Annotated in this window: 13 protein-coding genes and 1 tRNA gene; 4 read left to right on the forward strand and 10 right to left on the reverse strand. The window is 52.0% G+C overall.

Going from position 1 to position 15,816, the window contains the following annotated elements; all coding sequences use genetic code 11:
- Positions 1–91 precede the first annotated feature (91 nt).
- Positions 92–167 (forward strand) — tRNA-Asn (locus U740_RS10310).
- A gap of 328 nt (positions 168–495) precedes the next feature.
- On the opposite strand, the gene U740_RS10315 is transcribed toward U740_RS10310, so the two are convergent.
- The 3 genes from U740_RS10315 to U740_RS10325 all read right to left on the reverse strand — a co-directional run bounded on the left by U740_RS10315 (position 496) and on the right by U740_RS10325 (position 3,806).
- Positions 496–1,599 (reverse strand): aminotransferase-like domain-containing protein, encoded by a 1,104-nt coding sequence (locus U740_RS10315; protein ID WP_036860604.1) that lies wholly within the window; start codon positions 1,597–1,599, stop codon positions 496–498.
- On the reverse strand, positions 1,599–2,984 hold the full coding sequence (locus tag U740_RS10320; RefSeq protein ID WP_200877078.1) for an alanine/glycine:cation symporter family protein: 1,386 nt from the start codon (positions 2,982–2,984) through the stop codon (positions 1,599–1,601). Before U740_RS10320 ends, U740_RS10315 begins: the two co-directional genes overlap by 1 nt.
- Before the next feature lie 384 nt (positions 2,985–3,368).
- Positions 3,369–3,806 (reverse strand): BLUF domain-containing protein, encoded by a 438-nt coding sequence (locus U740_RS10325; protein ID WP_036860606.1) that lies wholly within the window; start codon positions 3,804–3,806, stop codon positions 3,369–3,371.
- A gap of 483 nt (positions 3,807–4,289) precedes the next feature.
- On the opposite strand from U740_RS10325, the gene U740_RS12310 reads away from it, so the two are divergent.
- Positions 4,290–4,472: a (4Fe-4S)-binding protein gene (locus U740_RS12310; protein WP_036860608.1), complete on the forward strand. Its 183-nt coding sequence runs from the start codon at positions 4,290–4,292 to the stop codon at positions 4,470–4,472.
- Between the two features lie 171 nt (positions 4,473–4,643).
- Here U740_RS12310 and U740_RS10335 read toward each other — a convergent pair whose 3' ends face one another.
- The 7 genes from U740_RS10335 to U740_RS10365 form a co-directional block, all read right to left on the reverse strand.
- The gene (locus U740_RS10335; RefSeq protein ID WP_036860610.1) at positions 4,644–5,603 is read right to left on the reverse strand and encodes a Gfo/Idh/MocA family protein; all 960 of its coding nucleotides are present in this window, start codon (positions 5,601–5,603) and stop codon (positions 4,644–4,646) included.
- Positions 5,600–6,157 (reverse strand): dTDP-4-dehydrorhamnose 3,5-epimerase family protein, encoded by a 558-nt coding sequence (locus U740_RS11915; protein ID WP_051921441.1) that lies wholly within the window; start codon positions 6,155–6,157, stop codon positions 5,600–5,602. Before U740_RS11915 ends, U740_RS10335 begins: the two co-directional genes overlap by 4 nt.
- Before the next feature lie 2 nt (positions 6,158–6,159).
- The gene (locus tag U740_RS10345) at positions 6,160–7,023 is read right to left on the reverse strand and encodes a glycosyltransferase family 2 protein (protein ID WP_081890918.1); all 864 of its coding nucleotides are present in this window, start codon (positions 7,021–7,023) and stop codon (positions 6,160–6,162) included.
- 326 nt (positions 7,024–7,349) lie between these two features.
- Positions 7,350–8,096, reverse strand: a complete 747-nt coding sequence (locus U740_RS10350) for a PEP-CTERM sorting domain-containing protein (RefSeq protein WP_036860615.1) — start codon at positions 8,094–8,096, stop codon at positions 7,350–7,352.
- A gap of 296 nt (positions 8,097–8,392) precedes the next feature.
- Positions 8,393–8,968: a nucleoside deaminase gene (locus tag U740_RS10355; RefSeq protein WP_036860617.1), complete on the reverse strand. Its 576-nt coding sequence runs from the start codon at positions 8,966–8,968 to the stop codon at positions 8,393–8,395.
- A 30-nt stretch (positions 8,969–8,998) separates the two neighbouring features.
- Positions 8,999–10,264, reverse strand: a complete 1,266-nt coding sequence (locus tag U740_RS10360) for an NAD(P)/FAD-dependent oxidoreductase (RefSeq protein WP_051921443.1) — start codon at positions 10,262–10,264, stop codon at positions 8,999–9,001.
- Between the two features lie 130 nt (positions 10,265–10,394).
- On the reverse strand, positions 10,395–11,432 hold the full coding sequence (locus U740_RS10365; protein ID WP_036860618.1) for an MBL fold metallo-hydrolase: 1,038 nt from the start codon (positions 11,430–11,432) through the stop codon (positions 10,395–10,397).
- 192 nt (positions 11,433–11,624) lie between these two features.
- On the opposite strand from U740_RS10365, the gene U740_RS10370 reads away from it, so the two are divergent.
- Together U740_RS10370 and U740_RS10375 are read left to right on the forward strand one after the other, a co-directional pair.
- Positions 11,625–12,725, forward strand: a complete 1,101-nt coding sequence (locus U740_RS10370) for an efflux RND transporter periplasmic adaptor subunit (RefSeq protein WP_036861943.1) — start codon at positions 11,625–11,627, stop codon at positions 12,723–12,725.
- On the forward strand, positions 12,725–15,760 hold the full coding sequence (locus tag U740_RS10375; protein WP_036860619.1) for an efflux RND transporter permease subunit: 3,036 nt from the start codon (positions 12,725–12,727) through the stop codon (positions 15,758–15,760). Before U740_RS10370 ends, U740_RS10375 begins: the two co-directional genes overlap by 1 nt.
- The last annotated feature ends 56 nt before the right edge of the window (positions 15,761–15,816 follow it).

A 15,816-nucleotide genomic window follows, 5' to 3' on the forward strand; every position in this document is an offset into this window, starting at 1 on the left:
TATTATACGCCAGAAAAGGCCCCGGCGGCGGGGTCCCGGCAGGGGTTGACTACCCCAAAGTCGATCTATAAGATACGCGCCTCTTGACCGTTCCGCCTTAGCTCAGTTGGTAGAGCAAATGACTGTTAATCATTGGGTCGCTGGTTCGAGCCCAGCAGGCGGAGCCATATAAAACAAAGGGTTGCAGCTATGCGGCCCTTTTTTATTGCTTCAATTTATTAACCTACAACCGTTTCTCTGCTCTTGAAGTGGCTACCCTGGCTGACCCGTCTCCAGTATTTAATCCAACTGCCACCTGGTAATGTCCGTTACTGTTGAATCAATGGTTCCAAGTCGGAGGGTTAGAGGCAAACGCCAAGGGTGTCTGATTGATATCTCAAGGATGAATGCGGACGGCCAATCCAGCCCCTCACGGCAAAGCCGATAAGTCTTCTTGTGATTCGCCTAAGCACTTAGACGACGCAACAATTGGTAAACGCGCCGCTAGTTAAGAGCTTAAGAGAATACCAACCCCAGACGTTCGGAAGCAGTCATGAGCTGCTGTTGCGGATACCATGCAAAGCACAGGCGCATACTCGAGAGGAATTGAGCATTGGCTGAACAAATCTTACCGGGTAAAAAGCTAACACCAGCTTGCCTGGCCTCACCAAGCTTTGCAGCGACATCTCGCCTATCAACAAAACTTGCCCATAAAAAATACCCGCCGTTGGGCTTATTGATACTTATCTTGTCGCCAATAGTCGACATTAGTCCATCAAAGAGCAATTCAGATCGGGCTGCATAGATTTGCCGCAAATACTCAAGGTTCTTCTGAAACTCACCATTGGCAATCAAAGGTCCAACCAATGCCGAAGTGACAGGTGCCAAGCCGCCGCCACTTTGCAGTAACGCCGAATTCTTGAGCCTGTGAAAAATATCACCGGAACCCTGAACCCAGCCAAGCCGCAATCCGGGTGCAAGGATTTTTGAAAAAGAGCCTACAGATAAAACAGGCGCGTTATCGTCATAACACGCCAAGGGTGCAGGGGGTTTCTGACCGAAGTAAAGCGACTGATAAACGTCATCGGCAACAACAGGGCATCGCGTTTGGGCTGCCAGTTTTACTATACCTTGCCGCCGACTATGCGACTGCGTAATACCTGAGGGATTATGAAAACTGGGAATTGTATAAAAAAATGCAGGCTTATATTTCTGTATGGCCTGTTCTAGCGCCTGTAGTTCGACACCGTCTTCATCCATCGGCAAGGCAACAACGTTGAAGCCGCGCTCTTTAAATAATTTAAGTGCAATAAAATAGCTGGGGTCTTCTACCAGAATCGTTGCCCCGGGTTTACTCAATTGTGAACAGATCATATCGAGCCCATTGGACGATCCGTTCGTTAGCAATAGCTGTTCAGCATTGACCGGCTGTTCGTAATCTTCTGACAGCCATGCAGACAGCACCTGCCGGAATGTTTCGTCACCGGCCTGCTCGCCATAAGCCAGGTTTTGTTGTTCAACCGACAGTGAGCGAAACAAATCAATCGGTAACAAATCCGGATCTGGCTGGCCTACCGCCAAGTCTATCAAGTGATCAGGACGTGTAACCTGGGTAGCCATTATTGAGCCAGACTGTCCATTTTACGGAAGTAATGATGCGCCGCTTCGTTGACCCGCGGCGCTAACAAAAAGGTAGAAACCATCGTTGGTATAGCCATCATCGCATACATACCAATTAATAAACCGTTGACCAATTCAAGCGTGGTGACTGCGCCTACGACAATCATGAGCAAATAGAGCGGCGTATAGTAACGCGCTTTGTCTGCACCCAGTAAAAATCCAACACACTTGGAGCCATAAAACCAGAAAGTGACGATGGTCGAAAAGCTCAGTAACGCAACCATCAGCAAAAGCAAATAAATACCACTATGAGGGAAAACCTTTTCTAACGCTGCAGCAGTGAGTGCAACACCTTCCATGTCGCCACCGGTTTGCCAAACGCCTGTCAGCAGAATCATAAATGCGGTACATGAGCAAACAATCAGCGTATCGATAATCGGGCCGGTCATGGCTACGACACCTTCGCGTATTGGCTCGCCGGTTTTAGCTTCACCATGGGCCATAGATTCCGTGCCAATACCCGCCTCATTGGAAAAAGCTCCGCGACGCACACCAATCATGATGACGGTTCCCAGAGCGCCACCTGCTACACTGGCGCCGTTGAACGCGTCGTTGACGATAAGCATAAATACCTCGGGGATATCCCGCCAATATCGTATTAACACAATCAGTGTCATGCCGATATAAAGCAGTAACATACTTGGTACCAGTCGCACCGTTAACTTGCCAATGCGTTCGATGCGCCCCAGTACGACAAGCAGGGCCAAAATGGCCAGAACGACGCCCGCAGTGATATCAAACGTCATATGCTGGCTTTCTGTAGCAAGACCTATCGGTATTGCCACGACCTCACGCAATAGGCTGACCAACTGATTTGTCTGAAACAAGGGTAATGTCCCAAGCACGCCGGCTACGGCAAATAAAACAGCCAGGGGATACCAGCACTTACCCAGCCCCTCCCTTATCACGTACATTGGACCCCCACGAAGTACACCGCTTGAATCCCTGCCTCGATACATCACCGCCAGCGACGCAGTATAGAACTTGGTTGTTACACCGATAATGGCCGTCACCCACATCCAGAAAACCGCACCGGGCCCACCCGCACTGATGGCGATCGCAACCCCGGCAACATTGCCGAGACCGAGCGTGCCCGACAAAGCCGTGCTCAAGGCCTGGGCATGGGAAACATGCCCCGGGTCGTGCTCATCGTTATAGCACCCACGTAATAGGGCCAGCGAATGACCCAGATGGTAGTACGGACGAAAACGCGAATACAGCATCAAGCCAATGCCACCACCCACCAAAAGCACAACCAAAGGCGTGCTCCACATAAAATTGGCGAACGCATTAAATGCTGCTTCAAGCTGATTGATAACAGACATAAGAATCCCGACGAACTAACACCTTACCCTAACGCTGGCCGTTCCCGTGCGCGATGCAAAGCGGCGTGTCAGTTGCAACCATTGGCTAGTCACAGCGGTTAGCCTCATGTTCGTCAGTATTCACCCGGTCAAGCAGGCGCTGGTTCGAGCCCAGCAGGCAGACCCAAAATATGGGGCTACAGAAATACAGCCCCTGTTTATGCCAGCCTCCTCCCTTAGAGCACTTTTTGGGTCAAATAAAAGTCCATTTTTAACAGACATAACAATCCCTGACCATGAAAAGTGGCCGGGATATACTTTTTTTTGGGGAGAGTGCTGTTGCTACAATAAGCTGGCCAGCAGGGATAAAAGGATACTACCGTAGCAATTTAGATATTTTGTTGCTCATATTTTCCAAGGCGGCAAATCTCCCGTCAACTTGATATCATTGATCAGCGATAACGTTTTCCACTCTTCCAGGGGGAAGCGTATACCACCCTCTTCAGCACCGTACTTTTCTACCAGTTTTGATTCGATCTCCTTGTTAAGATTGAAAGTACCAATACCACGCATCCCCCAACCATGGAAGAGCCGAGCGTCAATCACAGAAAAGCTAATAATACTTATCTCGCTGTGCCGGTCATCACGAAAGATACGCCGAAAAAGTGTGTTTACATCCTCGAACTTACCCTCTATTACTTGCAGAAAATGCGTTTCACTCGCCAGCAGAACACCTGAAATGCCAGCCGCATCGTTACTTGGTTCACTGGACATGGTGATATCCTCAACTAAAGCCCAATTAAGAGGAGTAGTACTCCGGCTCTTGTAGATGAGTCGATACATTATATATACCCTTTTTTATGAATTTGTTTTCAGAATTATGACAAACAAAAAATTCTATAATTCCTGGGATCACACTTTTTCTTACTCATGACTCATTGACTGTCAGAATAAAACCACTGATAAGAATTGTTACGATTTAGCATAGAAGAGATAAGCTGTAAGTACCTTGAAAATCTAACGACAAGCTCCTTTAGATCAGGCAGCGCCAAGGTTAATAAAAGAAATAGCCCATTTAAAAATCTATACATCAATCTCAGAAATTATGTAGTAATTATATATACGGCAGGCACAAAAAATCCCACACAGTTAGGCCCTAGCCCGATGATAACGTCATCCGACTACCGAACGCCTATTTATCCGTGATTTAAGAGTGATGGGCAAGGACTGGAATTTATTGCCAAGAACCCTATATTTACTAGTGGCAGCTCATTTGTTGCCCGGCAAGCCTTGGATAACAATAAACTGATAAGGGGGTTAACCAGCATGAAAGTCACCTTTGACGGCGATATCTGTAAACATACAGGCGAATGTGTGAAAAGATCACCAGAAGTTTTTAAGGTGATTGACGGCAACATGGTGATCGATACTAGTCAAGAGCCAGACGATAACATTCGCGCGACCGTTGCCAAGTGCCCTACTGGGGCTTTGAAGTGTGTAGATGAGTAATTTAGGCCAAAGTACCATCTTTATGTACGTCCACGCGCATCACGCTAGAAACTCGTATGACAAAGCTCTTTTATGGATAATATCTATTGGCGATAATCATTGGGCCACTGGTTTTGGCCCAGCAGGAGGAGTCACATAAAACAAAGGGCTGCAGAAATGCAGCCCTTTTTATTACTTCAATCGATTGACCGGCGACTCAGACTCTCCTGAGCCAATCCGCCCCAAGGCCAACCTCCGGCACTGCTCAACCCGCTGTACAATCAACTGCCCCTCTTCAACACTACTCATGGGCGGCTCACCTCCACACAGAAAATCAAGAAAAGCTTGAAGCTCCAACAAGAGTGGTAAGGATCCATCAACGTCCTGCAACTCGATTTCCCCACCGGGTTTGGCCACGCGTCGGATAAGAAGATGACCGGGCTGGTCATCTTTCATGGTGACAGTCCCTTCATCAAAAACAGCCTCCAGAATGCGTTCATGCTGAGCGCTCAGGCTCGAGACCTCAATACTGACGGGGACCTCTTTTCCCAGATATACCGTCAAGGCACTCAACCAGTCTTTTTCACCCAGGCAAGTGGCAAAGAGCGGTTCAGGGATATCACCGAGCAGGTGAAGCACGATACTCAGGTCATGCGGCAAAAGAATCCAGATCGGATCAACGTCCGAATGGACACTCCCCCACTGGCTACGCCGCAGGCTCAAAGCCCGGAGTCGGCCTAGATGGCCCGAGCCTATAATATCCCTGATCGCGTTAACACTTGGGTGATAACGCCATTTGTCCATAACAAAAAGCCTGCCCCGGCCCAAATCAACCAGTTTCGCTGCATCCGCTGTATCGCTCGTCAGGGGCTTTTCAACATACACCGGTTTACCCCGGGGGATCAGCTGCTCAACAACCTCCCGATGGCAGGTTGTGGGAACCGCAACGACATAGCCATCCAGATCGTGCTCCAGCATCGACAACCTCTCCACGATTTCGTGAGCGCCGTTTTCCTGTGCATTGCCTTTACTTTCCAGATCTTGCGCGACCACATGAACCTCACAATCAAGGCTGAGCAGATCGCGTAAAATATTTTTTCCCCAACGACCACAGCCAACCAGGCCAATTCGCAATCCAGTGCGCAAACTCATGGTGCTTTCAGAAACGCCGATTTTAAACCACGGATCTCACGCACCAGTTGCGCTAAAGAGCCCGCATTGGCATCTCTCGACGATAGCTCGGGGGCCTTTACACCCCAGGACAAATCCAGATCCGGGTCATTCCATAAACAACTAAACTCATCATCGATTGACCAATATGTGGATGTCCCGAGGAGGTACATACAATCTCCCGGGGTATAAAAACCATGGGCGACGCCCGGTGGAATAAGCCAGATTTGGGGCTGCTCAAAATTGACAGAACCGAGCCATGATTTCATAAAGGTGGGAGACTCAGGCCTGACATCACATAGACCGAGCGTCATTTCGCCACTCAATACAAAAAGATAATCACAACGCCACAAATGAACGTGCATCCCTCTAAGCACATACCGGTTGGACTTCGTGACACTCCACTGAAGCGGCTGGTAGTCACTCAACCAGCAGCCTCGAAAGTATTCCGTCAGACTACCCCGGTTATCCGCATGGGTCTTCAGCGTGAACTTAGACACGCCGGCTATACCTATCGACATGCTTTCAATGGTCATTTTTATTCCTTTTCAATCCATTTTCTCAAATCGCGAATTATCAGCTTTAAAACCCTCCGGAGAGGCTGTGGAATCCATGCCCGCCATGAAACCGGCGGAAGAAATCTGCGCTGCCAATCCGCCATCACTTCCCGCAGCAACCATACTGAAAAGTTCTCTTCACGTAACCGCTGACTCCATTGATCGAGCTCTGCACATCGCTCACCCAAAGACATATCTTGGCGGGATGGGCTCGCAAAATGGAGGGTTGTGGGATACGGGCTGGCATAAAAACGACAATTAGGTAAAGCGATCCACTGCTGCCACATATAGAGGTCACTGGGCATACCGTCGGGACGGGGCCGCCACCCAAAAGGGAGACGGCGGTAGGCATCCATCCTGTGACCCACACAGGTCGGACCGAAGTAATTCCATATGAGCCGCAAGCGTCTACGGGTCTCGACGTCATCAATGCGGCCTGCATTCGCACTGATGGTTCCGTCAATGGCAACCTCAGTATGCAGCGTGTGCACGAAATCGTATTTTTCAAGAAGAGGCACCAACGTTTCCAGATGATGCGGAAGCCACAGGTCATCGTCGCCAAGATAACAAACAAAGGTTGCGTGGGAATCCTCCAGCACTCTGGCACGGTGCACCTCGCCATGGCCGGCCCCCTTCGGGTTGGCGACAAACTGTATCCTTGCATCACCTGAACACAATTGTGTAATCAGCGCGGCATGTTCAGAAGAAACCCCGTCACCAACAATCACTATTCTAAAATTCTGAAAAGTCTGACCAAGAACACTTTCTACGGCTCGCAAAACCGTCGGCCCGTGATTGCAGGTAGGAATGATCACATCGACCAAAGGGTTCGCGCTCATGGACATTTCTCTACAGGTGAAAGCCCAGTATATTGGAATTCAGCCAATGACCCCATGACCTGCTCGCTTAGCCACTGGGCAACAGCATACGGCAAAAGCCAGTTACTTATTAAGGACAGAGGTTTGCGAAGAGTCGGTGAATAATATTAAGGGATCCCCCCGGATAATCCGGGAGGATAAATGGAGATACCTGCTATACGCTTGCCTTTCGCAAAACCTGACTTGCTCAAGGAGTAGGTGCCAAGCTCAGCCCAGTATTCATTAGCGTACCGGCAAAGAAAGCAGCGATGGGCCAGCTGTCATCGCTTCATAGCTGACCCAAAGCGTAGCCATCAGGATTGGCGCTGCCTTCTTGCCACCAACAGCAGTGCACCCAGTCCCAGGCCAAGTAATGGAAGAGAACCCGGTACTGGCAATGCGGTTGGAGGAGTGGGGTCGGTGGGCGTATCCGGGTTATCAGGATTGGTTCCAGGGTCACCCAGAAAGAAGCTATCGATGCCCAGGTCAGCCCGATCACCAAACGTGCTGTGTGCAACAACTTCGAGCGTCTGAATCTCACTGGTCGCAGTAAAGATCAACGTCTGCCAGATCCAGTCAGCAGCTTCACCGAAGGTGGGCAACTCCATCGGTGCAGCGTTCTGCGATTCCGCTCCAAAGATAATTTCCCAGTAGCCTCCGGCTTCAGAAAAATCACTGTGGCTGATACTCTGTTCAAACGAGATCTCGTATTGCTGCCCAATAACCAATCCACCCAGACCAACCTGCAGAGCACTTTCGACGTAAGGCGATCCCGCCCTGCCGTCCCAGCCAATGCCATGTAGAAAATCACCGCCAGTGCTACTGGCCTTCCAGGTAAAGCCTCGGAAATTCGTGCTGGCATTAAACACATCCGGTGTCCCTTCAGTGGTTGTCCAGCCGGGCGGGACATCGGAATTGAATGAATTTGTATTTCCTGTATACCCTTCGAACCCCCCGTTCTCAAAGGCATCAAGCAAGGCGGCAGAGGCATTCCCACCAACGAAAAGTAAGCTCGACGCCAGCAAAAGAGAGGAAATCTTGCTTCTAAGTGCTAATGACATGTTAATTCTCCATGTTTCAATTAATTAATCCGCACCACTTTAATCCTTGCGGTACTTTCAAAAAGCTCAACCAAAAAAAGCTAAACAAGTGGTCGATGTATTTTTATGCATAAATTATGCCAATCGGATAAAAATATTTAATTTACAGCATGTTATCGTACACTATGGTTATTCTTCGCACCCACATTGTAAAATTACCTGACACAGCTGTTTGCAATAATACCTTCCATACATAACAGGACGTGGACGAGAGGCTGATGTTTTTTTATCCCCCCTTTATTTCGGTTCCGACTGCCTCAACATTTGTGAGTCGCGGCAAGCCCCAGCCAATCCTCCGACTCCAGCACAGGTTGCTCGGCCCGAAAACGTGCATACAGTACAACACCCACCGGGTCCTCCAGAATATCCACCTGTACGCCCTTGCTGCGCAGCAGCCGCTCAGCACCCGAGGCATTGCTGACATCGCCCACCACCACTCGGGCAAAACCGCGCATGTGGAGCAAAGTGGCACAAACGTCACAGGGACTCAGTGAAGTGAACAGAGTGGTACGGCTAAAATCCAGCCGTCCGGCATCACGAATCGCCGCAGTTTCACCGTGGTTGTAGGGGTGATTCTCCTGCACCAGCGTATTGTGGCCCTTCCCAACGATTCGGCGCGTGACATTATCGACGATCACCGCACCGATGGGGCAGCCGCCCTCGTCATCACTTTTCTTCGCCAGCAATACCGCAATGCGCATCAAATCGGCATCACGCAGTCGCCGGGAAAACGTTTCATCCATCAGCACCGGCAAGCTTGCCGTCGGCATATGGGCAACGGCGGTGAGCACCTCATCCGTAACCGGGGTAAGGCTGTCAAACAGTGCATTCATGGTTAGTATCCTTCTCTCCTGTGCCCACTTTTATTGCGACAGTTTTTTCGGTTTTGCCAGCCATTCATGGCCTTTCAACATGACTTGCCAGTAGAGCATCGGCAGTTGTTTTGCCTTTAGCCACCAGGCTGCCCGGGTGGCTTTAGTGCCGTCATTCACCCAGGTCGGAAAAGTCGGCTGTAGCTCACCGCCATAGCCGAATTCAGCGAGGACAATCCGGCCCCGCTCGACGGTGAGCGGACAAGATCCATAGCCGAGATATTCAGCCGTCAGCGGCTGGCCATTGAGATGGGCGATCAGGTTTTCGGCCACCACGGGTGCCTGCTTGCGAACGGCAGCGGCGGTTTTGGCATTGGTTGTGCCGCTGACGTCCCCCAGGCCAAAAATATTTTCATGATGGCTATGACGGAGCGTATCGCTCTTTAGATCCAGCCAGCCGGCTTCGTTAGCCAGGCTGGATTCGCGGATGAAAGCAGGTGCCCGCTGGGGGGGGACTGCGTGAAGCATATCAAAGCTGATTTCCCGGTCCTGGCTAACACCCTCGGTATCCAAAATGCGAAACACCGCTTTCTGAGCAGGACCGTTAACCGAGACCAGGTTACTCTGGTAATTGACATCAATTCCGTAATGGTCGATATACGACTGCAATGCCGGCACATATTCCGGCACACCAAATAACACTGCGCCAGCATTGTGGAACTGAACCGAGAGGTTATCCAGCGCATCATTGCGACGCCAGTGATCCGATGACAGGTACAGGGCTTTCTGGGGGGCACCGGCACATTTAATAGGCATTGGCGGCTGGCTGAACAACGCAGTGCCTTTTTTCAGTCGCTGGACCATTTCCCAGGTGTATTGAGCCATACCCTCCTGATAATTGGAGGTGACACCATTTTGTCCCAGACTTTCCTTCAACCCCTCAATGCCAGCCCAGTTCAGTTCCAGCCCGGGAGCAAGCACCAGAGCCTTGTACCCCAGAACCGTGCCATCCGAGAGCGTTACACAATTCTGATCCGGTTCCAGGGATACAACCTGTTGTTGATGCCAAGTGACAAAATCGGGCATCACCTTGGCCATCGCCTTGGCCGTGATTTCCGGGCTAAAGACGCCTCCACCCACCATGGTCCATCCGGGCTGATAATGGTGTGTATCCGACGGTTCAATAATGGCTATTTCCAGTTTTCGGTCACGTTTGTGGAGGCTGGCCGCCACCGCAATACCCCCGGCACCGCCACCGACAATCAGGACGGAATAGGTTTTTTCGGGCTGCACGTGATGTGGGTCTTTATTACTCATGACAAGGGCCTCCTGTTTTTATACCAAACCTTTTCACTTGAATGACGGGATAGACGCCACTTAAATTTAGTTATATGCATATATCATAATAGAATAAGTAGTCTAGCAAGGGCAGACTTGACTGAACACCCTACAGAGAGGCAATGATGCCACCCCGAAGGCTGGCGACCTGCTGAATGCCGGCCTCAGTCAGAATCGATACGGCCATCGCTGAACGTCGCCCGGACCGACACAGGGCCACTACCGGCCTCTCGCTCGGTACATCTGCTACCTGCTGCCGAAGTTTGTCCAGGGGGATTAGCAGGTCAGACTGGAGAACTGGAGAATTATCCGAGCGAACCTCATCGATATCCCGCACATCCAGCAGTGTGACCTCTGAACGGTGGGACTGCAGCCAGTCAATATCCACCTCCGGGACACCGGCATAGGTCACTTTGATATCACCCCAATCAGGCTCTTCCGGCAACAAACCATTTTCCGGACAACCACTGCGATGATTGGCGGGAACTGCCTCGTCAATTTTCTTGGGGTGCGGCAGTTTCATGGCATGCATGTATTCAACAAAGTCATGCTCGTCGGCACCCCCGCCGACACGGGCGTTAAAGGCTTTTTCTTCACCGATGGTACTCTGGGTTCTGCCGTTGTAATCGTGTGCGGGATAGACCATATAGTGATCGGGCAGACTAAAGAGCTTTTCCGTGATCGAGTGGAACAGGTTGTGGGCACTGCCCTCTTGAAAATCACTGCGGCCACAGCCGCGTATCAACAGCGTATCGCCGGTAAAAACCATTGACTGATCTTCCAGCACATAGCTCATGCAGCCATTGGTGTGCCCGGGGGTTGACAGGGCTTTCAGCTGAATACCGTCAACACCAAAAACCTGCCCATCTTCCAGAGCGAGATTGACGTGCTCCGCGCCGATCACTTTTGCCGAAGCAATCTGGCAACCAGTCTTTTGCTGCAATAACCAGGCTGCTGTCACATGGTCGGCATGGGCATGGGTATCCACCACCAGCGCCAGTGACAGATTAAGCTCCCGCAGAAGTGCCATATCCCGCTGGGCCTGCTCGAACACGGGGTCGATAAGAATCGCCCGCAGGGTGGTTTCATCGGCCAGCAGATACGTATAGGTGGAGGAGGTGTTATCAAATAACTGCCTGAATAACATAAAACATCCTTCTATTGATGGTTGTATCTGGTTGATTATGGTTGAATCTGACTGATCTTGCATAAGACAAAACAATTGGACGAGCGTTTATCGCCAAGCGTACATATCTGTGTAAAATGTTTGCTTACCCTTCGTGGTGCCGGATGTTCTAACCTTCCCGACACCCGCCTTACAAAAGTGTTCGTTGATCCTATGAAAACTACCGCCAGACTGATAACTGTTATTGTCGTGCTAACCCTGATTCTGGGCAGCCTGTTCGCCTGGAAAATGCAACAGATAAAGCAGCAGCAAACCCTGATGAGCCAGGCTCCGCCACCCTCGGTGGTAGAGGCAACCCGCGTGGTGGAAGATTCCTGGCCGCAGTCGCTCTCGGCAATTGGTAGCGTTCGGGCAGTCAACGGTATACGGATTGCCAATGAAATGGCGGGTGTGGTTGAGCACATTGAATTTGAATCCGGCCAGCAGGTCAGCGCCGGTGATCTGCTTCTGAAACTCAACACCGATACTGATCAGGCCGCTTTGGAAACCCTGAAAGCCGAACAGCGGCTGGCCCTTCAGCAATTCGAGCGCTATTCCAACCTGATCCGGGGGAAAACCATTTCGCAGTCAGCCTTTGACGAAGCAAAAGCCACCCTGGAAGCCGCTGAGGCCAGGGTTCACGAACAACAGGCTATTTTGAACAAGAAGCGTATCCGTGCTCCTTTCGACAGCATTATCGGGCTGCGCATGGTCGACCTCGGTCAGTTTCTTGAAGTGGGCACCCCCATCGTCCAGCTCAGCATGCTCGATCCCATCTATGTGGATTTTACAATTCCCGAACGGGACCTTCCTCGCATCAGCGTGGGGGACAGGGTTGAAGTCCGTGTCGCCGCCCATCCAGGACAACTGTTCACTGGCGCAGTGCTGGCCCTGGAGACATCCGTCAGCACAGAAAGCAGAACCCTTACCGTGCGCGCCGAATTACCCAACCCGGAACATCGGCTGCGACCGGGAATGTTTGCCAATGTCAGTACCTATCGCGGCCAGCAGGATCGGGTACTCACCCTGCCGCGCACGGCAATTTCCTACAACACCTATGGCGACTTTGTGTTTGTCATCGAGTCTGGAGAAGATCAGCGAAAAGCAGTGCAGCGGCGCAGTGTCACTACTGGTGAAGTCCGGGACGGCAGGGTATCTGTCACCAGCGGTGTAAAGAAAGATGAACAGGTGGTTGCCACCGGCCTGCTGCGACTGCGCAATGGCCAGGCCGTTGAGATTGTCGACTCGGTGACCTCCGACAAGGCTGCCAACTGATGCGTTTTACGGATATTTTTGTTCGCCGACCGGTGCTGGCCACCGTGGTCAGCTTGCTCATTCTTCTGATGGGGTTGCGCGCAATTCTTGAACTGGAGGTCCGTCAGTACCCGGAGCTGGAGAGCACAACGGTAACGGTCTCCACGGCCTATCCCGGGGCGGACTCAGAACTGGTCAAGGGTTTCGTGACCATCCCGTTGCAGCAGGCCATTGCTGAGGCCGAGGGGATAGATTACCTATCTTCCACCAGCCAGCAGGGCATCTCGACCATTGAGGCCCGAATGGTCCTGAACTACGACGCCAATGATGCACTGGCAGAAATTCAAGCCAAGGTTGCCTCGAAGAGGGATGTGTTGCCGGAGGCCGTGCGAGACCCGGTGATCAGCTCCACCACCGGGGACAGTACCGCGCTGATGTATATCGCTTTCTACAGCGACACCATCAAGGTTCCACAGATCACTGACTACCTTACCCGACAGGTGCAGCCGAGACTGCAGGCACTGGCCGGGGTTGGCAAGGCCGAATTGATGGGCAGAACCTTTGCCCAGCGGGTCTGGATTGATCCGCAGCGACTGGCCGCAATCGACATGACCCCGCGCGACCTGATCGAGATTCTACTGAACAACAATTATCTCGCCGGTATTGGCAGCACCCGGGACGAACTGGTGCGTATCGACCTGACCAGCAACACCGACGTCAACAATCCGGAGCAATTCCGCAACCTGGTCATTAAACAGACCGACGACAGTATCATTCGTCTCGGCGATATCGCCCGCAGCGAGCTGGGATCACAGACTTACGACTCCATCAATAACTACAAAGGCAAGCCCTCAACCTACATCGCCATCGAGATCGCACCGGGCGCCAACCCTCTGGATGTTGCCGCACTGGTACGCGCTGAATTGCCGGATATTCGATCACAGCTGCCCGAAGGCATGCTGGTGGAACTGCCCTACGATGCCTCGGAATTTATCGACAGCTCCATCAAGGAGGTCATCAAGACGCTGGGCGAAGCGGTGATTATCGTCCTGCTGGTGATCTTTCTGACATTAGGCTCCCTGCGGGCAGCCATTGTTCCATCCATAGCCGTACCGCTATCGCTGATTGGCGGTGCACTGATCATGTTGATGCTGGGCTTTTCGCTCAACCTGCTGACACTGCTGGCAATGGTGCTGGCCATTGGGCTGGTGGTGGATGATGCCATTATTATTGTAGAAAACGTTCACCGCCATATCGAAAACGGCGAAAGTCGCTTTGAAGCAGCACTGAACGGTGCTAGGGAAATGGCAACTCCGATTATTGCCATGACCACCACCCTGGTAGCTGTCTATGCACCGATCGGCTTCATGGGCGGGTTGGTTGGCTCCCTGTTCACCGAGTTTGCCTTCACGCTGGCAGGTGCCGTATTGATATCCGGGGTGGTCGCCCTGACGCTCTCCCCCATGATATCCGGCAAGATACTCAAGCCCCACGGCAACCCGTCCCGCTTCGAGGGATTTGTCGAGCGCAGCTTCAACCGGCTCGCCAGCGGTTATCAGCGTTCACTGGCTTTTGTACTGCAGTCGGTATGGGTCGTGGTTTTTTTCGCGCTGGTACTTCTCGCATCCATCTATTTCATGTTGCAGCTGAGCCAGAATGAGCTGGCACCGCCAGAGGATCAGGGCATTCTGCTGTTTATGGGAACGGCACCCCAAACGGCAACACTGGAATATATGGAAGGTTACGGCAACCAGATGCAGGAGATTTTTGAAGAACTGCCGGGTTACGACGAGACCTTTCTGTTGATTGGCCGAGGCAGTGCCAACTCCATGTTCGGTGGCTTCAAGATGAAACCCTGGGACGAGCGGGAGATATCCCAGTTCGAAGTGGAACCCCTGATGCAGCAGGCCATGTCCAGAATCCCCGGCGTGCGCATTTCTGTGTTTCCCCGCCCGCCGATACCGGGAGCCGGCAATGGCCTGCCGCTGCAGTTTGTGATTACCTCGGGCAAAAGTTATGAGGAGATTGATACGCTGGCCGATGAGCTGCTGGGAAGCGCCATGGCCAGCGGCAACTTCATGTTCCTGCAGAAGTCCATTGAGATCAATCGCCCGATCAACAAGATTGTGATCGACCGCGACCGGGCCGCTGACCTGGGGCTCTCTATGGGCGATATCGGTCGCTCGCTATCCAATATGCTCGGTGGCGGCTACATCAACCGCTTTAACATGCAGGGCCGTTCCTATGAGGTGATTCCTCAGGTGGAGCGCAGCGCCCGGGCGTCAATAGACGATCTGAAAAACTACTATATCCGGGCCGATTCGGGTGACCTGATTCCACTTAGTAATCTGGTGGATTTCGAGCAGCAGGTCGAACCTTCGTCCCGCACCCAGCATAACCAGCTTAATGCCATCGCGCTCGAGGGTGTCACCCAACCCGGTGTCGCCATGGGTGATGCCATCACATTTCTTGAGCGAAAAGCAGCCGAGCTGTTTCCGGCGGGCTTCAATTACGACTACAAAGGGCAGTCGCGGCAGTTCAAACAACAGGGCGGTGCCCTGATGGTGACTTTTTTCCTCTCCCTGCTGGTAATTTATCTGGTGCTTGCCGCTCAGTTTGAAAGTTGGCGCGATCCGATCATCATCCTGGTCACAGTGCCGCTGTCAGTGGCCGGGGCTATGGCATTTATCATGATGGGCGCGGCAACCATGAATATTTACACCCAGGTGGGCCTGATCACACTGATCGGCGTGGTCAGTAAGAACGGCATTCTGATCGTGGAATTTGCCAACCAGCTGCAGGCCGACCGACAACTCAGCAAACTCGACGCCGTGATAGAGGCCTCGGCCATCCGGTTGCGCCCTATCCTGATGACGTCCGTGGCACTGGTTGTCGCTATGGTGCCGTTGTTAATGGCGGCGGGACCCGGTGCAGAGAGTCGCTTTGCGATTGGCCTGACCATTGCCACAGGGCTCGGTATCGGGACATTGCTGACACTGTTTGTACTGCCAGCCTTCTACTGTCTACTGGCCGGCAGCCACCAAAAAGCGCACTAATCACGGCCGGATAGTGCGCTCATTCTTCATGGCGGAGTGAACCAACCGCAACCATT

It is taken from the genome of Porticoccus hydrocarbonoclasticus MCTG13d, assembly GCF_000744735.1.
In the GTDB taxonomy this organism is placed as follows: Bacteria; Pseudomonadota; Gammaproteobacteria; order Pseudomonadales; family Porticoccaceae; genus Porticoccus; species Porticoccus hydrocarbonoclasticus.